Consider the following 17540-nt stretch of genomic DNA (forward strand, 5'->3'; position numbering starts at 1 on the left):
AAGTACAACGTTTTCAAGCATTAGCTTTTAGGGGGAAATTGAGTTAAGCCTAAAAGCTGACGGCATTGTAAGATCATCAAATTGAGAGTGAAAGTTGATGAAAAAGATTTGGGCGGTACTCTGCTTTAGCCCTTTATTTTTTATGGGCTGCAGTCAGCCGAAGGAACAGCCAAACCAATCTGATGAAGCATCTGCTCCAAATAAAATAAAAGCTGAGTTATGCCGGCAGTATTCTGGTGTTCCCCAGGGTTGGTTAAAGCATAAGACTGCAGGAATGGTGAATATTGAGGGCGGAAGTTATGAAATAGGCAATAATGAGGCTTATCCAGAAGAAAAGTCTCTTATGAATAGCCAGCGCACGGTTGAATCTTTTTATATGGATCAGACGGAAGTAACCAATGCGCAGTTTGAAGCCTTTGTGAAAGCAACACAGTATGTAACGGAGGCAGAACAGCAAGGTGAAGCAGCTATTTTTGTACAGCCGAAACAGGCAGTCAGTGAATTAGGCTGGTGGAAATTGGAAAAAAATGCCACTTGGAAACAGCCGTGGGGTGCACATTCACAGAGAAAAACTTTACCGAATGAGCCTGTGAGGATCGTCACTTTAAAGGATGCGCTGGCATATGCAGACTGGTTAGGGCATGAACTGCCAACAGAAGAGCAATGGGAATACGCTGCTAAAGCATTTGCTCAGCAGCGTGATGTGCAAGCAATGAATCATGGCAGCCATATCAATGCTAATGTTTGGCAAGGCCAATTTCCTTATCAAAATGCAGTCGAAGATGGCTTTGAGGATGTTGCGCCAGTAGGCTGCTATGAGGCCAATCCTTTTGGTTTATACGATATGATTGGCAATATTTGGGAGTATACACGCTCACCGTTTACAGGCAGCCATGATGATCATTTGGGAAATCATCAACAGCTGAAAAAATCGCAGCCTGCCTATAACCATTACACCATTAAAGGCGGTTCATATTTGTGTGCTGACAATTATTGTGCGAGGTACCGCGCAGCTGCACGGCAGTCACAAGAAGCAAATCTTGCCATGAGCCATGTTGGATTTAGAACTGTTTATCAAAGCAAAAAGTAATTTTATGTCTAAGATAAATTAGGCAATTGATTTTTATTTCAATTGAAACGTGTGACAGAGTCTTTCTGCCAGCGGGCAAGACTTTAGGGCTGAAGCAAAGTAATCACTTCTGTCATAGTAAAAATATTGGAAAGCGTGCAAAGTAATAAAATAGCTGAACTTTTTTGTCAGATTTGAAAATATTGGCTAAAAATACTAGACATTGCGGCCATAGGAATACCGGCATAATAACATGCCTGCAAACAAAGCAGCCCAAGCTGCTTTGAAGAGAATGTTTTGGTTACTTAAGCAGCATCCAGCACTTTCGTAATGAGTTTCACGTCTACTGTTAAAGTTTAATTACTGGCAACGGCTGAGGCCAAAGCAAGTTCAGTATTTGCCGCTAATTTATTCATGAGTCTGATTGTCCCTGAATTTAAGCATTAGCTTTGGCATCAGCGGAGTTATTGTCTAACTCATCTGCATGCAAAAAGTGAGTATGGTGCGGCGCACGTTTATTTTTAGACCATTCTTCAAGCATTTCGTACTTCATTTCCTCGGTAATCATGGCAATTTTTTGCTGCGCTTTTTCATCGTCATATGCTAATTCTAAGCGGTGGCCATTTGGGTCGAAGAAGTAAATTGAATGGAAAATACCGTGGTTGGTAATTCCTAAAACATTTACACCATTTGCTTCTAAATGCGCTTTTGCTTCTGCAAGCGCTGTGCGGTCTTTCACTTTAAGCGCAATATGCTGCACCCATTTGGGCGTATTTTCGTCACGGCCCATTTCAGGCTGTGCAGGCAGCTCAAAAAAAGCTAAAACATTGCCGTTGCCTGCATCTAAGAATAAATGCATATAAGGATCGAAAGCTTTGGTTGACGGTACATAGTCTTCAGCAAACGCTAAAATAAAATCCATATTCAGATTTTTTTTGTACCATTCCACGGTTTCTTTTGCATCTTTACAGCGGTAAGCCACATGGTGAATTTTTTCGATTTGAATCGCCATAATTTATGTCCTTATAAAAGTTTAAGCGGCTTCAGGCTGGGCTTCTGGAGCTGCCTGCTGAAATGTCTTTAATGTGCTGCAATGTGCGTAAATGGCTTCAATTTTCGGATATGCAGATAAATCAATATTGAAGCGTTTGGCGTTATAAACCTGAGGAATCAGGCAGCAATCGGCTAAAGTCGCTTGTTGACCAAAACAAAACTGTCCATTTGAATGAATCAGCTGTGCTTCAAGGGCAGCAAAGCCTGTTTTAACCCAATGTGCATACCATGCTGACTTTTGTTCATCGCTGATGTTGAACACAGTTTTTAGGTATTGCAAAACCCGCAGATTGTTCAGCGGGTGGATATCGCAGGCGATACTTAAGCTGAATGCGCGAATCAAAGCGCGCTGTTCGATGTCTTGCGGAAGCAGCGCCGTATTGGGATATTTTTCATCGAGGTACTCGATCATGCCTAATGATTGAGTCAGCGTGAAATGCTCATCTGTTAATGCAGGTACAAGTGCACTCGCGTTGATTTGGCGATACGCTTCGCTATGCTGCTCACCGCCATTGTTGAGCAAGTGCACAGGAATTTGCTCTGCCTCTAAGCCTTTCAAATTCAGTGCAATGCGGACACGGTAGGCCGCTGAGCTGCGAAAATAGGTATACAGTTTCATTTAAGCTGTCCTAAATTTTATTCAGTAAAGTTAAATTGAACAGCTGGAAGGACTCTGCCAGAAACCTCACCAAAACCGACACGTAAACCATCTTTTTCACAGTAGCCTTTCATGGTTAGCGTATCGCCATCTTGAATAAATGTACGCTGTTCACCATTTGCTAATGTAAGCGGTTTGGTCGTATTCCATGTGATTTCAAGCAGTGAGCCATAAGAGTTTGGTGTTGGGCCTGAAATCGTGCCTGACCCCATAAGGTCACCGACTTGTACATTGCAGCCGGCAATGGTGTGATGCGCTAATTGCTGCGCCATTGACCAGTACATATATTTGAAGTTGGTTTCACAAATCACATCTGCTTGAGCTGCGCCATCTGCTTGAATTTCTACAGACAGGTTAATGTCATAGCTATTGCGGCTATGGTCTTCACGAAGATAGGCCAGCGGCTGAGGGTCTTGGACTGGAGAATGTGTTTTAAAGGGTTCAAGCGCATCTAAAGTGACAATCCAAGGCGAGATTGAAGATGCGAATGTTTTTGCATTGAATGGGCCTAGCGGAACGTATTCCCACTGCTGCAAGTCACGTGCAGACCAGTCATTGAACAGCACCATGCCAAAGATATGATCCCAAGCATTTTCAATGCTGATCGGCTCGCCTAATTTGTTGGGTTTGCCAATAATGAAACCTGTTTCTAATTCAAAGTCGAGCTTGCGGCAAGCTGAAAACTCGGGACGCTCTGCAGTTGGCAATTTAATTTGACCCGATGGGCGAACAATGTCTGTGCCGCTCACAATGACTGAGCTTGCACGTCCGTTATAGCCTACAGGCAGTTCAGACCAGTTGGCTAAAAGTGCATTTTTAGGGTCGCGGAACATAGAGCCAACATTTGTTGCATGTTCTTTTGATGAGTAAAAATCTGTATAGCCAGGAACATGGACCGGTAAATGCAATGTTACTTCTGATTGTTTAAAAAATACTTTTTGACGTAATTCACTGTTGTCACGCAGTTCTGGGTGATCTGCTGAAAGCAATGTTTGCAATTCAGTGCGGACTTTAGACCAGTTGGCTTTGCCTGACTCAATGAATTTGTTGAGTGTTGCTTGATTGAAATATGTTTCGCCAGCTTGGAGGTTTAAAAAGCCATTTGCTTCTAAGGCAGCAAGGTCTACGGCCCATTCACCTAAAGCCACAGCTGCGCGGCGTGTGCCTGCAGGTGTCTCGCTGAATATGCCGTATGGCAAATTCTGAATAGGGAAGTCCGAGTTTTGTGCAATTTCAATAAATGATTTCAATTGGCTAGTCATTTCCATGTTCCTTATGTCAAAGTGACGTTTTTGCATTTCAGTGCTTTATTCATCAAATTCGGCAATTTTTATAAGAGTTTAGTGCTCATAAATGGTGTTTGTTGCTAAAAATAATTTTTAAAACAATTGTTTATGTTTGATTTGAGTCATTTTAAGACTCGCGTCTAAGAGACGTTGCATTTTGCAATTAATCTCATCATACTTATTTTTATAAATTACACAATATGTAATTTAATTATGAATTTCGTAATTATGTTTGATTTTAGATTGTCAGCAGCAAGGACACGCTTCGTATTCATTGCGATCATTTTCTTGTGTTTGACGCTTTGCAATCAGCGTGCTTCGAGTAGAATGCTGATCAAAGAAGTGAGAGTTAGGACAAATGTCTGAAGAAAAAATACAAGGCGGCGTGCAGTCCTTAGAAGTTGGCTTAACTGTACTTGATGCTCTGATTGCGCACCAAATGCCCATGATGCTGAAAGAACTGGCTGAAAAATTGTCGATGCACCCTGCAAAAGTCCATCGTTATGTTGTGAGCTTAGTGCGTATGAGCTATGCAAAACAGCTTGATGATGGGCGTTATGCGCTTGGTGATCAGGCATGGCGTCTGGGATTGAGCTGTATTCAGCGAACAGATGCTATACAGGCTGCTCAGCCGATGATTTATGAATTGCACCGAAGTATTGAATGCGGGTTGCAAATTAGTAAATGGTCATCACAAGGACCGCTGATTGTGCAATGGATTGAACCGAATCAACCGGTTTCTGTTATTACACGAGTGGGTTCGATTATGCCGCTGCTGAATTCTGCTACAGGCCGTGCATATGCTGCATTTATGAATGAAAGCATTATTCGGCCATTGCTGGAGCAGGAGTGGGCACTGAAACAAATGCAAGGACAGCCGGTTTATCCAGCCAATTGGACTGAGTTTCAGGAAATGAAACAAAGCATTGTTGAAAAAGGCGCTGCAACTGTTTCGGGCGATATGCTGGCAGGAGTGAACTCGTTCTGTGTACCAATTTTCAATGCGCATGGCGAGATTGAATTTTGTATAGCTGCATTGGGAAGTGAATGGTGCCTGCCTATAGACTTTGAAAATGAAAAGGTCAAAGCTTTAAAAGAAACGGCTCAAGCTTTGACTGCGTATATCACTCAGAGATAAGCCCTTCCATTCGGCGCTTTTCTCCAAAAGTGACATTGAGGGAATCTAGCCAGTTTTTTTAGATCTAGAGAATTATCGTTGCTTTAATGGCGGTATTGTCTTGCCGGTTTCTGTCGGACAAGCGGGACTTTTTATTTTCCACTGCTAAGCGCCTTTTTTGCAGCGCTGGGTTTGGCTATGTCAATATTGGAAGAATGGCCAGATGCAAGGCCGTGGCAGTGGCTGCCACGGAAGAGGCTACAGTCAGATTAGTCGTGTTTCATACCATGAGTAAGCATTAAGCTTATTAAGCATAAACAAGCGCCTAAACAGACCACAAGGTTCATGGTTGCAGGATGATTGTTAGTGAAAAATATACTGACTAATCCGCTCATGCATGCCCCAATTGCAAATTGGGTTGAAACCGCAAGACCAGATGCAGTGCCTGCTTGCTGCGGTAAAAGTTTTAATAGATTGGCCAATGAGTTGGCGCCAATAGAACCAGTGACACCGACAAATACAGCAAGGCCAGCAATCAGCCATACAGGTGATTCAAGCTGTAGCACGGTAATCACGGCTAAATATAGGCCTGCTAGGCAAGAAATGGCAGCCATAATCTTCAGCAGCTGATAAGCCGAATAATATTTTAATGCACGGCTATTTATACTGGTAAAAATAATGATGCTGAAAATGTTGAAGCCAAACAGCAGGGCATATTGCTGCGGGCTGAAGCCATAATAATGAATAAATACAAAGGATGAGGCTGTGATATAGGCAAACATGCCGCCAAATGAAAAGCTGTTGCATAAAATTAAGCCAATTGCGAAACGGTTTTTCAGTACGGCCGTATAGTTGGTCAACAGGCTGGCTGGATTGGGTGCGGGCAGCCGCGCTTCAATACTGAATTTGGTCCACATTAAACAAATGACAGAGTACACCAGCAGGAAAATAAAAATGCCATGCCAGCTCCATTGGGTTGCAATCCACGCGCCAAATACTGGGGCAATAAGAGTCGCAATCATGGTGATAATATGCATAAGCGATAAAATTTTAGGAATTTCATCATTGTTGAAAAGATCACGCACCAAGGCGCGGGATAATACAGAAGCGCTTGCGCCGCCAATGGCCTGTAATAGCCTAAACCATTGCAGCTGCTCGATTTGCTGTGCAAAAGCGCAGCCTAAGGTCGCAAAAATATAAATCAGCATACCCATTATTAACAGCTTTTTACGGCCATAACGGTCAGACAGCGGGCCATAGATCAGCATGCCAATACTAAAGCCGATCAAAAAAATAGTGATGGTCTTTTGCACTTGGCTAACATGGGTATTTAAATCCGAAGCAATGAATGGGAGGCTTGGAAGATACATATCAATAGAAAGCGGCCCAAAAGCCACTAATGCGCCCAATAAAACAATCAGTGACTTGGGCGGGGTGCGGCGGGAATCAATCATAATTTAAGGTTCGGGCTGTGTTGAGGTGCTGGTTGCGGTAATCTGAGGGGCGCAGGCCTGCATGACGGGTAAAGAAACGGCTGAAATAGGCAGGATCTTTAAAACCCAATTGATAGCACACCGTATTGATTGTGGCATCGGAGAAAATAAGCTGGCGTTTTGCTTCTTGCATTTGGCGGTCAAAGATCAATTTTTTGGAAGAAATGTCAGCCACGCGGCGGCAAATGTCATTTAAACGCGTTTCAGTGACGTTCAGCTGTTTGGCATATTCACTGAGCGGCCAATGTTCCAGAAAGTGATTTTCAATCAGTTCGTTAAATGCGCGGAAAGTTGCAAGATCCCCGCTGCAGCTGTTAATACGCGGCGCAGTTACATCACCCAAGCGGATCATTTGAATAAAAATCAAAGAGACCAGATTACGCAGAGCAGGCTGACGGTTGGCTTTATTGGTTTGGAACTCTTTTTGTAAATCAATAAAGTAACGTTCGAGCTGAATCAGGTCGTCGGCATTTTCTTTTTTAAGGCTGTCGATTGAGATACACAAGGGCACGATATTTTGCACCTTTAAGTCTACTTGCAGTAAAGGCCAGACTAAATTTTGCTGAACCGTGAGCACATGGCCTTCACACATTGGATCGGTAATAAATGAGTGCGCTACGGAAGGCGGAGTGAGAAAACAGACTGGCGCATTGCAGACGTATTTCACATCATCTAAAAAGATGCGGATAGACCCTTTGGTGAAATAGTGAATTTGAAAAAAGCCGTCATGACGGTGGGCTGGCATGTTCACGCCAAAGAAATCCGCCAGCTTCCCTTGCGAGTCGTAATGAATTTCTGAATTCATGTAGCGCTGGTCATAAACCTCGCCTAATTTGATGTTGGGGATTTGCATCTGATTCATACCTTCGAGTCCATGAAAAGTATAATTTTTCAACTTTACCTGTAAAAAGGACTTGAAAAAAGTTAATATGTTAATTATAAAGTTAATATATTAATTAAATTTCAAAATGTCTAGTCAAATATTGACCAGATCATCAGTAGAGAGTCTCAAATGAGTGAGTTAAAAAGCATCAGCATGGATGGTAATATTTTTGGTATCACATTGAATTACAAATGCTTATATGAAAAACTTCAGGCGCAGTTCAATGAGAAGCCTTATGTGAATGAGCCGAAAAAGCCGGTTCTATTTATTAAAACACCAAATACGCGAAATGCATCTGGAAATATTGTCATTAAGAAAAAAGGCGAGATTTTGCAAGCAGGCCCTGCGCTTGGCATCGTGATCGGCAAAAGTACCAGCCGTGTTGCGGAAAATGATGCTTTAGCACATGTAGCGGGTTTTGTGACTGTCAATGAACTGAGTCTTCCGGAAGACAGCTACTACCGTCCAGCCATTAAAGCCAAATGCCAAGATGGTTTCTGTGTACTGGGTACACCAGTCGCTGCAGATGCAGTGACAGATCTGAATAATTTGACGCTGCGTGTTTATGTCAATGGTGAGTTAAAGCAAGAAGGCAACACAGCCAATTGGATTCGTACACCTGCGCAAATTATTGAAGAAATTTCTGAATATATGCCGCTGAATGAAGGCGACATTATTTTAACTGGCACACCGTTTGGCCGTGTGGACTTAAATGCAGGTGATGAAGTTCGTGTGGAAATCGATCAGCTCGGCTCAGTGACAAATACAATTCAGGAAGAAGGGAACTAAGACATGAAAACTGCACGCATTCGCTATAACAATGAAATTTTAGAAGTTCAGGTCAATGATGAGCTTCAAGTGACCCTTCCAAATGGTGAAGTTGTAGAAGAAAAAGCAGTTGAATGGCTGCCGCCTGCAAACGGCACTATGTTTGCGCTAGGCCTGAATTATGCAGACCATGCACGTGAGTTGGCATTTGAACCGCCTAAAGAGCCGTTGATTTTCATTAAAGCGCCAAACACATATACAGGCCATAACGAAAATACTTGGCGTCCGGACAATGTTGAATACATGCACTATGAGTGTGAGCTGGTTGCTGTGATTGGCAAAACGGCGAAAAATGTAAAACGTGAAGATGCGTTGGATTACGTTGCAGGTTACACACTATGTAACGACTACGCAATCCGTGACTTTTTAGAAAACTACTACCGTCCGAATTTACGTGTGAAGAACCGTCATTCGACGACGCCAGTAGGTCCTTACATTATTGATAAATCATTGGTTCCATCGCCAAATAACCTTGTATTAAAAACTTGGGTGAATGGTGAGCTTCGTCAAGAAGGTACAACCTCAGACATGATTTTTGATGTGCCATTCTTAATTGAATACATCTCATCATTTATGACTTTACAGCCGGGCGACATGATCGCAACGGGTACACCAGAAGGCTTATCTGATGTCGTTCCGGGTGACGAAGTTGTCGTTGAAATTGAGGGCGTGGGTAAGCTGCGCAACTTCATTGTTTCAGAATCAGAATTTTTTAAAACAGCATAAGGTTAAAGGATTAACAGCATGATTAAGCATTGGATTGACGGCAAAGAAGTCGAAAGCAAAGAAACGTTTACCAACTATAACCCTGCAACCAACCAAGCGATTGGTGAAGTGGCCAGCGGCGGTCAGGAAGAAATTAACTTAGCGGTTGCTGCTGCAAAACGCGCTGCACCGGGCTGGGCAAAAACACCAGCCAAAGAACGCGCGCGTTTAATGCGTAACTTGGGCGACTTAATTGACCAAAACGTAGCGAAAATTGCGGAACTGGAAACTTTAGATACGGGTTTGCCGATTCACCAAACCAAGAATGTTTTGATTCCTCGTGCATCACATAACTTCAACTTCTTCGCTGAAGTATGTACACGTCTAAATGGTCATACTTATCCAGTAGATGACCAAATGCTGAACTACACACTGCACCAGCCAGTGGGGGTATGCGGTTTGGTTTCTCCTTGGAACGTACCGTTCATGACCGCGACGTGGAAAACTGCGCCATGTTTAGCATTAGGTAACACGGCTGTACTTAAAATGTCTGAGCTTTCGCCGTTAACAGCAAATGAGCTGGGCCGTTTAGCGCTGGAAGCGGGTATTCCAGAAGGCGTATTTAACGTGGTTCAAGGTTATGGCGCAAATGCAGGTGATGCACTGGTGAAACACCCTGATGTACGCGCAATTTCATTCACAGGCGGTACAGCAACTGGCCGTAAAATCATGGCTGGCGCGGGCTTAAAAAAATACTCAATGGAACTTGGCGGTAAGTCTCCAGTGCTGATTTTTGAAGATGCAGATCTAGAGCGCGCACTTGATGCTGCACTGTTCACCATCTTCTCTTTGAACGGTGAACGTTGTACTGCAGGCAGTCGTATTTTCATTCAAGAATCGGTATATGACGAGTTTGTTAAAGAATTTGCGCGCCGCGCGAAAAACATTTTGGTAGGCGATCCGCAGGATCTGAAGACTCAAGTCGGTTCAATGATTACCAAAGCGCATTACGACAAAGTAACGGGCTATATCAAAATTGGTATGGAAGAAGGCGCGAACTTAGTTGCAGGCGGTTTAGAGCGCCCAGCAGGTCTTGCAGATCATTTGAAAAACGGTCACTTCATTCAGCCAACTGTATTTGCTGACGTTGACAACCGTATGCGTATCGCGCAAGAAGAAATCTTTGGCCCAGTGGTATGTTTGATCAAGTTCAAAGATGAAGCTGAAGCGCTTCGTTTGGCAAATGACACTGAATATGGTCTAGCATCTTATATCTGGACTCAAGACATTGGTAAGGCGCACCGTATTGCTGCAGGCATTGAAGCAGGCATGGTGTTCATTAACAGCCAAAACGTGCGTGACTTGCGTCAGCCATTTGGCGGCATTAAAGGTTCTGGTACAGGCCGTGAAGGCGGTGAGTACAGCTTAGAAGTGTTCACTGAGCTGAAAAACGTATGTATCTCAATGGGTTCACACCATATTCCAAAGTGGGGCGTGTAAACGCTCCCTTCGGGAAATGAATAAAGCATTTTAAAATTTCAGGAAGAAAGAATATGGGTAAGCTCGCTTTAGCTGCAAAAATTACGCATGTGCCATCGATGTATTTGTCTGAACTGCCGGGCCCGCAAAATGGCTGCCGTCAAGCCGCGATTGACGGTCATATTGAAATTGGCCGCCGCTGCCGTGAACTGGGTGTAGATACTATTGTGGTTTTTGACAGCCATTGGCTGGTGAACAGTGCTTTTCATATTAACTGCGGCGCGCATTTCGAAGGCGTGTATACCAGTAATGAACTGCCGCACTTCATTAAAAATATGGAATTCGATTACGACGGCAACCCTGAATTCGGTCAATTGATGCAAGAAGAAATTGCAAAAACCGGTATTCGTGTTCAAGCGCATAACATCGAAAGCTTGCATCTTGAATACGGTACATTGGTTCCAATGCGTTATATGAACCAAGACAAAAAATTTAAAGTGGTTTCTGTCTCTGCGTTCCTCACGTCGCATGAACTGCAAGACAGCCGTAAATTTGGCGAAGGCTTGTTAAACGCGATTGAAAAATACGACGGTACAGTTGCAGTATTTGCCAGCGGTTCATTGTCACATCGCTTTATTTGGGACCGTGAAGCGCATCGCGGTATGGACTCTTATACCCGTGAGTGGGACCGTCAAGTCGATAAACACGTGGTCGGCATGTGGGAACGCGCTGAGTGGAAAGAATTCACAGACATGCTGCCTGAATATGCAGAGTACTGTTATGGCGAAGGCGGTATGCATGACACCGCAATGCTATTGGGCTTATTGGGCTGGGATAGCTACAGCAAGCCTGTTGAAATCGTAACGCCAGCTTTCCCAAGCTCAGGCACAGGTCAAATTAACGCGATTTTCCCAGTGGAATAACAGGAGTCCAGATCATGCCTCATTTTACAGCCGAATACAGCGCCAATATTAAAGATGACATCGACTTTCAGGACTTCTTTAATAAGGTAAATACTTTCTTGGGTGCAACAGGCGTATTCCCCTTAGGCGGCATCCGCAGCCGCGCAATCCGTATGGATGACTATGTGATTGCCGATGCCAAGCACGATTATGCATTTATCCATATGACCTTAAAGGTTGGGGCTGGTCGAGATTTGGAAACGCGGCAGCGTGTAGCAGAAGAACTCTTCGCGCTGATCGACGCATACTTTAAGCCTTTAAAAGACAAACGTCTGCTGGCGGTCTCTTTTGAAATGACAGAACTTGATCCGGTATTGAATTACAAATCTAACAATATCCATCAATTTTTGAATGCACAGAAATAAAAGGATTTATACATATGCTAGATCAAGAAAAAATTAAAGCGCTTGCACTCGAGTTAGACCAAGGCGAGAAGACCCGCACGCAAATGCGTCAATTCTCTTTGCAATACCCTGAAATGACCATTGAAGATGCATATGCTATTCAAAAAGAGTGGGTAGCGCATAAAATTGCCGAAGGCCGCAAGCTGATTGGTCATAAAATTGGCCTAACGTCGCGTGCGATGCAAGTGTCATCAAATATTACAGAGCCAGATTATGGCGCTTTGCTGGATGACATGGTGTTTGAAGAAGGTTCAGATATTCCATTTGAGCGCTTTATTGTGCCGCGTGTGGAAGTGGAACTGGCTTTCATTTTAGGTAAAGACCTAACAGGCCCAAACTGCACCATTTTCGATGTACTCGATGCAACGGATTATATTATTCCAGCCATTGAAATCATTGATGCGCGTTTGCATAACGTAGACCCTGAAACAGGGATTACCCGTAAAGTTTTTGATACGATTTCTGATAACGCTGCCAACGCAGGTATTGTTTTAGGCGGCCGTCCAATCAAACCGCATGAGCTGGATTTGCGCCGTATTTCTGCCATTTTGTACCGTAATGGTGTGATTGAAGAGTCGGGTGTATCTGCTGCAGTGCTGAATAACCCTGTAAAAGGTGTCGCGTGGCTTGCCAATAAATTACACCCGCATGGTGTGACTTTAAAAGCAGGCCAAGTGATTTTAGGCGGTTCATTCACCCGCCCAGTGGCTGCCCGTCCGGGTGATACGTTCCATGTTGATTATGATCAGCTGGGTTCAATTGCGTTCCGTTTTGTTTAAGGTGCAGCAATGTTAGATACCACAAACTACTTTAAGCAAAAACTGAAAACTCAGCAGCAGCTGGGTATGTGGCTGGGCATGGCGGATGGCTATGCAGCAGAAATTGCAGCTAATGCAGGTTTTGACTGGTTATTGATCGATGGTGAACATGCACCAAATGATTTGCGTACTATTTTGCATCAATTGCAGTCCATTGCGGCGTATCCAAGCCAAGCGGTTGTCCGTCCTGTAACGGGTGATGTAGGATTGATTAAGCAGCTGCTGGACATTGGCGCGCAAACTTTATTGATTCCAATGGTGGAGTCAGCAGAACAAGCTGAGCTGATGGTCAGTGCGACCCGTTATCCGCCAGAAGGCATCCGCGGAGTGGGTTCTGCTTTGGCGCGCGCTTCACGCTGGAACAATTTAACAACTTATTTAAATGATGCAGATGAGCAAATCTGTGTCATCGTGCAAATCGAGTCGAAAAAGGGCTTGGAAAATTTAGATGCAATTTTGCAGGTTGACGGTGTTGACGGTGTATTTATCGGCCCTGCAGATTTATCTGCTGCCTTAGGTCACCGCGGCAACCCAGGTCATCCGGACGTGCAGGAAATTATTCTTTCAAGCATTGGAAAAATCCGTGCTGCAGGTAAAGCAGCAGGTATTTTGTCTGCCGATGAAAAGCTGGCAAAACATTATTTATCGATTGGCACTGAATTTGTTGCAGTGGGTGTGGATACGAGCTTGCTGATGAAGTCGATGAATCAGCTGCTGGCAAAATTTAAAGAAGGCGCGGCGCCTGTAGAAAATGCAGCGCCGAGCGTCTATTAAGGAGAATATAGATGCAGCTTAAAAATTCTGAACTGCTTAAAACACAAGTTTATATTAACGGTGCATGGACCAATGCAGCAGATGGCAAAGATTTTGCTGTGACGAACCCTGCAACGGGTGACGAAATCGCCCGTGTTCCAAGTGTAACTGCAGCACAAGTTGAAGAAGCGGTTGAAGCTGCTGAAACGGCATTGGCTTCTTGGAAGCTGACAACAGCAAAAGAGCGTTCAAGCTTGCTGCGTAAATGGTTTAACTTGATTGTTGAAAATCAAGAAGACCTTGCTGTGATTTTAAGTACAGAACAAGGCAAGCCATTAGCAGAAAGCCGCGGTGAAATTCTGTATGGCGCAAGCTTTATCGAATGGTTTGCTGAAGAAGCAAAACGTACTTATGGCGATATCATTCCTCATGACAAACAAGGCCGCCGTTTAGTGGTGATTAAGCAGCCTGTAGGTGTTGTTGCTGCTATTACGCCGTGGAATTTTCCAAATGCCATGATCACACGTAAAGTAGGTCCTGCATTGGCTGCTGGCTGTACTGTGATTATTAAGCCTGCGTCTGAAACGCCGCTTTCAGCGTTGGCATTGGCGGCTCTTGCAGAACAGGCAGGCATTCCTAAAGGCGTGGTGAATGTTGTAACAGGCAGTTCGCGCGAAATCGGCGGTGTTTTAACCAAACACCCTGCAGTGAAAAAAGTATCTTTCACAGGTTCAACAGGTGTTGGCAAATTGTTGATGGAACAGTGTTCATCTACAATGAAAAAAGTCAGCATGGAATTGGGCGGAAATGCGCCGTTCATCGTGTTTGAAGATGCTGATTTAGACAAAGCGGTTCAGGGCGCGATTGCATCTAAATTCCGTAACAGCGGCCAAACATGTGTATGTACCAACCGTGTTTTAGTACATGAAAATATTCATGATGCTTTCCTTGAAAAATTAACCGCTGAAGTAAACAAGCTGAAAGTTGCGCCGGCATTTGAGCCAGGTGCAGAACAAGGTCCGCTGATCAATGAAAAATCAGTAGAAAAAATTGAAGAGCATATTGCAGACGCTGTCGCAAAAGGCGCAAAAATTGTTGCTGGCGGTAAGCGTCATGCTTTAGGCCATACCTTCTTTGAACCCACCGTTTTGTCAGGTGTAACACAAGACATGCTGGTGGCCAAAGATGAAACTTTTGCCCCCTTAGCGCCTGTATTTAAATTCAGTACCGACGCGGAAGCAGTTCAAATGGCGAATGACACAGAATTTGGTTTGGCTTCTTATATTTATACAGAAAGCCTCAGCCGCGCTTGGACGGTGGGTGAAGCGCTTGAATACGGTATGGTCGGCATTAATGAAGGTTTAATTTCCACAGAAGTCGCGCCATTTGGCGGCATTAAGGAATCTGGCTCTGGCCGTGAAGGCTCGAAGTACGGCATTGAAGACTATATGGAAATTAAATATATGTGCATGGGTATTTAAGATATTCAGGCTGCCAAAATAAGGATCTTCGGATCCTTATTTTTTGTATATAAGAATCAGTATTTAAATATGTATTGAAAAGATATGGCTGCGCGGGTGTAGTTGAGCTATTTTCTGTTGAGCGAAGGCTGAAAATGTGTGCTCAATGTATTTGCCGCAACGCTGTACAGCAGCCTTTAGATCATGCTGAGAATAAATGCATTTTCTATGCAATTTCCAGTGTTTTGTACCAGTATTTATTTTATATAAAGAGTAAATTTCGTCTAAATAGTTAATTTTAATTTTTTGGGAGCGTTGTCACGGCTTTACTTTTTCTCTTAAATTCAATTAGCTGTATGATTGTTTTTTTATAATTAAGACTAAAGTATGAAGTTAGTTAATAAGTTAAATAGTTGATATGCAATGGATTTTACGCCATGCTTGGAAAGTGCAAATTAAACTGAATTTAGTACCTTTCTTGCACATTAAAGATGTTTTAAAAATAAACGATGGATAAGGTTATCCACGGATGACGTAAGGATTCGAAGATGGAGCGCAATACAACGGATGTTGACACTATAATGTTGATAGGGCTGCACGAAGCGCTTACTCCAGAGCTGCTTCAGCAAATCTATTCAGACGAACCGGATGCTGTGAAACATTCAGATATCAGTTTTTTTAAGGCTGTTCTGCAGTGGATTCATTCACAGTTTAAAGGCCGCTGAGCACCAGTGAATATAAAGGGGATATTCCCCTTTTTTCCGCGTTAATTCCATTTCTAATTTTTATATGCCAGCAGGCTATAGTCTGCCGGACGGGCATTCTCATCCCCAAGTTTTATCGTTTTTAGAGAGGGACATCTCATGTCTACAGCACCTTATGCTGCCCAAGATAGAAATAAAATGTCTGCCAATGACCGTAAAGTTGCTTTTGCAACAATTATCGGTACAACCGTAGAGTGGTATGATTTTTTTATTTACGCTGCTGCAGCAGGTCTTGTTTTTAAAACATTATTCTTCTCACCGGCAGGCTCAACTTTAGGCACAATGCTGGCATTTGCGACAGTGGGTTTGAGCTTTTTATTCCGTCCTTTGGGCGCATTTCTTGCAGGTTACTTTGGTGACATTTATGGCCGACGTGCTGTTTTGGTTGCAACTCTTGTGGTGATGGGGCTGTCAACAGCTTTAATTGGATTATTGCCTACCTATGAAACAATTGGTATTTGGGCGCCTATTTTACTTTTGCTTCTGCGTATTTTACAGGGCTTGTCTGCAGGCGGCGAATGGGGCGGGGCGGTATTGATGGCGGTGGAACATGCACCTGTGCATAAGCGCGGCCGTTTTGGCTCATTCCCTCAAATTGGTGTGCCGTTAGGATTATTGCTGGCTTCGGGCATGTTTGCGCTGATGAGCGGTGTGATTGCTCCAGGAGATGCATTTATGGAGTGGGGATGGCGCATTCCTTTTCTATTCAGTATCGTCCTGCTGTTTTTGGGGCATTGGCTGCGTAAGTCTGTAGAGGAAAGTCCTGTATTTGAAGAAATTAAAGAACGTAAATCTGCATCTAAAACACCAATTAGAGACTTATTTAAAAATCACGCGGCTTTAGTTATCGTGGCTGCTTTGGTCTTTGCTGGAAATAGCGCGATCGGTTATATGACCACAGGCGGTTTTATTCAAAATTACACGACAAATCCTGAAGGGCCTCTGGCATTGCCGCGTACTCCAATTTTAATCAGCGTGACCGTTTCTGCTGCAATTTGGCTGTTGTTTACATGGTTCTCGGGCGGTTTATCAGACAAAATTGGCCGCCGTCAGACTTACATTTATGGTTTTATCGTGCAATTATTCGGTGTTCTTGCATTATTTCCATTGGTCAATATTGGCGAAATTTGGTCGGTATCTTTAGGTCTATGTTTCTTGGCTGTCGGTATTGGAATGACTTATGGCGCTCAGTCAGCATTTTATTCAGAACTGTTCCCTGCATCGATCCGTTTCTCTGGGGTGTCTATTTCTTATGCTTTAGGCGCTATTTTGGGCGGTGCATTTTCGCCATTAATTGCCTCATGGCTGGTCAGCTCTACAGGTTCAACTGACTCTGTAGCATACTATTTGGCAGGAATGACGATTGTAGGCCTAGTTGCAGCGATATTGCTGAAAGACCGTTCCGGTATTCCTCTTGGCCCAGATCATGAGGCATTGCAAAATGAGTCTGCCTTTACATTCAGCAAAGAAAAAAGCAAGCATGTTTATAGTGAATAAAGATTGAAGCATTGATGTGCAGTATTAAGAGCTGGGTTTATCCCAGCTTTTTTTATGGCGTTTATTCGTACGGCAGACAATAGGATGCCGCTGAGCGCAGATGTTTGGGTTTTATATCTAAGCTTTTAAATAAAAATTACACAATTAATTCATCTGAAAATATTTGCTTTTTAGGTAATTTGAAAAGTGCAATTTTAAGTCGGGAAAATACATTAAGCTTTGCCAAATAATACTGAATAATGGATTCAATACAGCAGAATGGCCTGCTATCTAGGGAATTGTGCCGATGAGTGCCTTTATGCTGAAAGGCA

17 protein-coding genes are annotated in these 17540 nt (G+C 43.5%); 12 read left to right on the forward strand and 5 right to left on the reverse strand.

Annotated elements, in window-relative coordinates; all coding sequences use genetic code 11:
- Nucleotides 1-97: 97 nt before the first annotated feature.
- Nucleotides 98-1090 (forward strand): SUMF1/EgtB/PvdO family nonheme iron enzyme, encoded by a 993-nt coding sequence (locus D7V32_RS00490; protein ID WP_120400967.1) that lies wholly within the window; start codon nt 98-100, stop codon nt 1088-1090.
- 415 nt (nt 1091-1505) lie between these two features.
- Here D7V32_RS00490 and D7V32_RS00495 read toward each other — a convergent pair whose 3' ends face one another.
- The 3 genes from D7V32_RS00495 to fahA are packed head-to-tail and all read right to left on the reverse strand — an operon-like array spanning nt 1506 to nt 4042.
- Nucleotides 1506-2081 (reverse strand): VOC family protein, encoded by a 576-nt coding sequence (locus D7V32_RS00495; RefSeq protein ID WP_120400968.1) that lies wholly within the window; start codon nt 2079-2081, stop codon nt 1506-1508.
- 21 nt (nt 2082-2102) lie between these two features.
- Complete coding sequence (gene maiA, locus D7V32_RS00500) at nt 2103-2741, reverse strand: maleylacetoacetate isomerase (RefSeq protein WP_120400969.1); 639 nt, start codon at nt 2739-2741, stop codon at nt 2103-2105.
- Nucleotides 2742-2758: 17 nt separating this feature from the next.
- Nucleotides 2759-4042 carry a fumarylacetoacetase gene (gene fahA, locus D7V32_RS00505; RefSeq protein WP_120400970.1) on the reverse strand — a complete coding sequence of 428 codons (1284 nt, stop codon included), beginning with the start codon at nt 4040-4042 and terminating at the stop codon, nt 2759-2761.
- Between the two features lie 382 nt (nt 4043-4424).
- On the opposite strand from fahA, the gene D7V32_RS00510 reads away from it, so the two are divergent.
- Entirely contained in the window at nt 4425-5204 is a 780-nt protein-coding gene (locus D7V32_RS00510; RefSeq protein ID WP_120400971.1) for an IclR family transcriptional regulator, read from the forward strand.
- Between the two features lie 248 nt (nt 5205-5452).
- On the opposite strand, the gene D7V32_RS00515 is transcribed toward D7V32_RS00510, so the two are convergent.
- Both D7V32_RS00515 and hpaA read right to left on the reverse strand, forming a co-directional pair.
- Nucleotides 5453-6637, reverse strand: coding sequence for a Bcr/CflA family multidrug efflux MFS transporter (locus D7V32_RS00515; RefSeq protein ID WP_120400972.1), 1185 nt, complete (start codon nt 6635-6637; stop codon nt 5453-5455).
- On the reverse strand, nt 6630-7538 hold the full coding sequence (gene hpaA, locus D7V32_RS00520) for a 4-hydroxyphenylacetate catabolism regulatory protein HpaA (protein ID WP_120400973.1): 909 nt from the start codon (nt 7536-7538) through the stop codon (nt 6630-6632). The genes D7V32_RS00515 and hpaA overlap by 8 nt, the downstream gene beginning before the upstream one ends.
- A 150-nt stretch (nt 7539-7688) precedes the next feature.
- Between hpaA and D7V32_RS00525 the strand changes: the two genes are divergently transcribed.
- From D7V32_RS00525 to D7V32_RS00565, 10 genes are all read left to right on the forward strand, one after another.
- Nucleotides 7689-8348 (forward strand): fumarylacetoacetate hydrolase family protein, encoded by a 660-nt coding sequence (locus D7V32_RS00525; RefSeq protein WP_120400974.1) that lies wholly within the window; start codon nt 7689-7691, stop codon nt 8346-8348.
- 3 nt (nt 8349-8351) lie between these two features.
- Nucleotides 8352-9113, forward strand: a complete 762-nt coding sequence (locus tag D7V32_RS00530) for a fumarylacetoacetate hydrolase family protein (protein ID WP_120400975.1) — start codon at nt 8352-8354, stop codon at nt 9111-9113.
- A gap of 18 nt (nt 9114-9131) precedes the next feature.
- Complete coding sequence (hpaE, locus tag D7V32_RS00535; RefSeq protein WP_120400976.1) at nt 9132-10592, forward strand: 5-carboxymethyl-2-hydroxymuconate semialdehyde dehydrogenase; 1461 nt, start codon at nt 9132-9134, stop codon at nt 10590-10592.
- A gap of 53 nt (nt 10593-10645) precedes the next feature.
- Nucleotides 10646-11494 carry a 3,4-dihydroxyphenylacetate 2,3-dioxygenase gene (gene hpaD, locus D7V32_RS00540; RefSeq protein ID WP_120400977.1) on the forward strand — a complete coding sequence of 283 codons (849 nt, stop codon included), beginning with the start codon at nt 10646-10648 and terminating at the stop codon, nt 11492-11494.
- 14 nt (nt 11495-11508) lie between these two features.
- Entirely contained in the window at nt 11509-11898 is a 390-nt protein-coding gene (locus D7V32_RS00545) for a 5-carboxymethyl-2-hydroxymuconate Delta-isomerase (protein ID WP_120400978.1), read from the forward strand.
- Nucleotides 11899-11912: 14 nt separating this feature from the next.
- Nucleotides 11913-12716: a 2-oxo-hept-4-ene-1,7-dioate hydratase gene (hpaH, locus tag D7V32_RS00550; protein ID WP_120400979.1), complete on the forward strand. Its 804-nt coding sequence runs from the start codon at nt 11913-11915 to the stop codon at nt 12714-12716.
- A 9-nt stretch (nt 12717-12725) separates the two neighbouring features.
- On the forward strand, nt 12726-13529 hold the full coding sequence (hpaI, locus tag D7V32_RS00555; RefSeq protein WP_120400980.1) for a 4-hydroxy-2-oxoheptanedioate aldolase: 804 nt from the start codon (nt 12726-12728) through the stop codon (nt 13527-13529).
- An 11-nt stretch (nt 13530-13540) separates the two neighbouring features.
- Nucleotides 13541-14989: an NAD-dependent succinate-semialdehyde dehydrogenase gene (locus D7V32_RS00560; protein ID WP_120400981.1), complete on the forward strand. Its 1449-nt coding sequence runs from the start codon at nt 13541-13543 to the stop codon at nt 14987-14989.
- A gap of 527 nt (nt 14990-15516) precedes the next feature.
- Complete coding sequence (locus D7V32_RS17170; protein ID WP_171407528.1) at nt 15517-15693, forward strand: hypothetical protein; 177 nt, start codon at nt 15517-15519, stop codon at nt 15691-15693.
- A 138-nt stretch (nt 15694-15831) separates the two neighbouring features.
- Nucleotides 15832-17229 carry an MFS transporter gene (locus tag D7V32_RS00565; protein ID WP_120400982.1) on the forward strand — a complete coding sequence of 466 codons (1398 nt, stop codon included), beginning with the start codon at nt 15832-15834 and terminating at the stop codon, nt 17227-17229.
- Nucleotides 17230-17540 lie beyond the last annotated feature (311 nt).

The organism is Acinetobacter tianfuensis (genome assembly GCF_003611465.1).
Classification (GTDB): domain Bacteria; phylum Pseudomonadota; class Gammaproteobacteria; order Pseudomonadales; family Moraxellaceae; genus Acinetobacter; species Acinetobacter tianfuensis.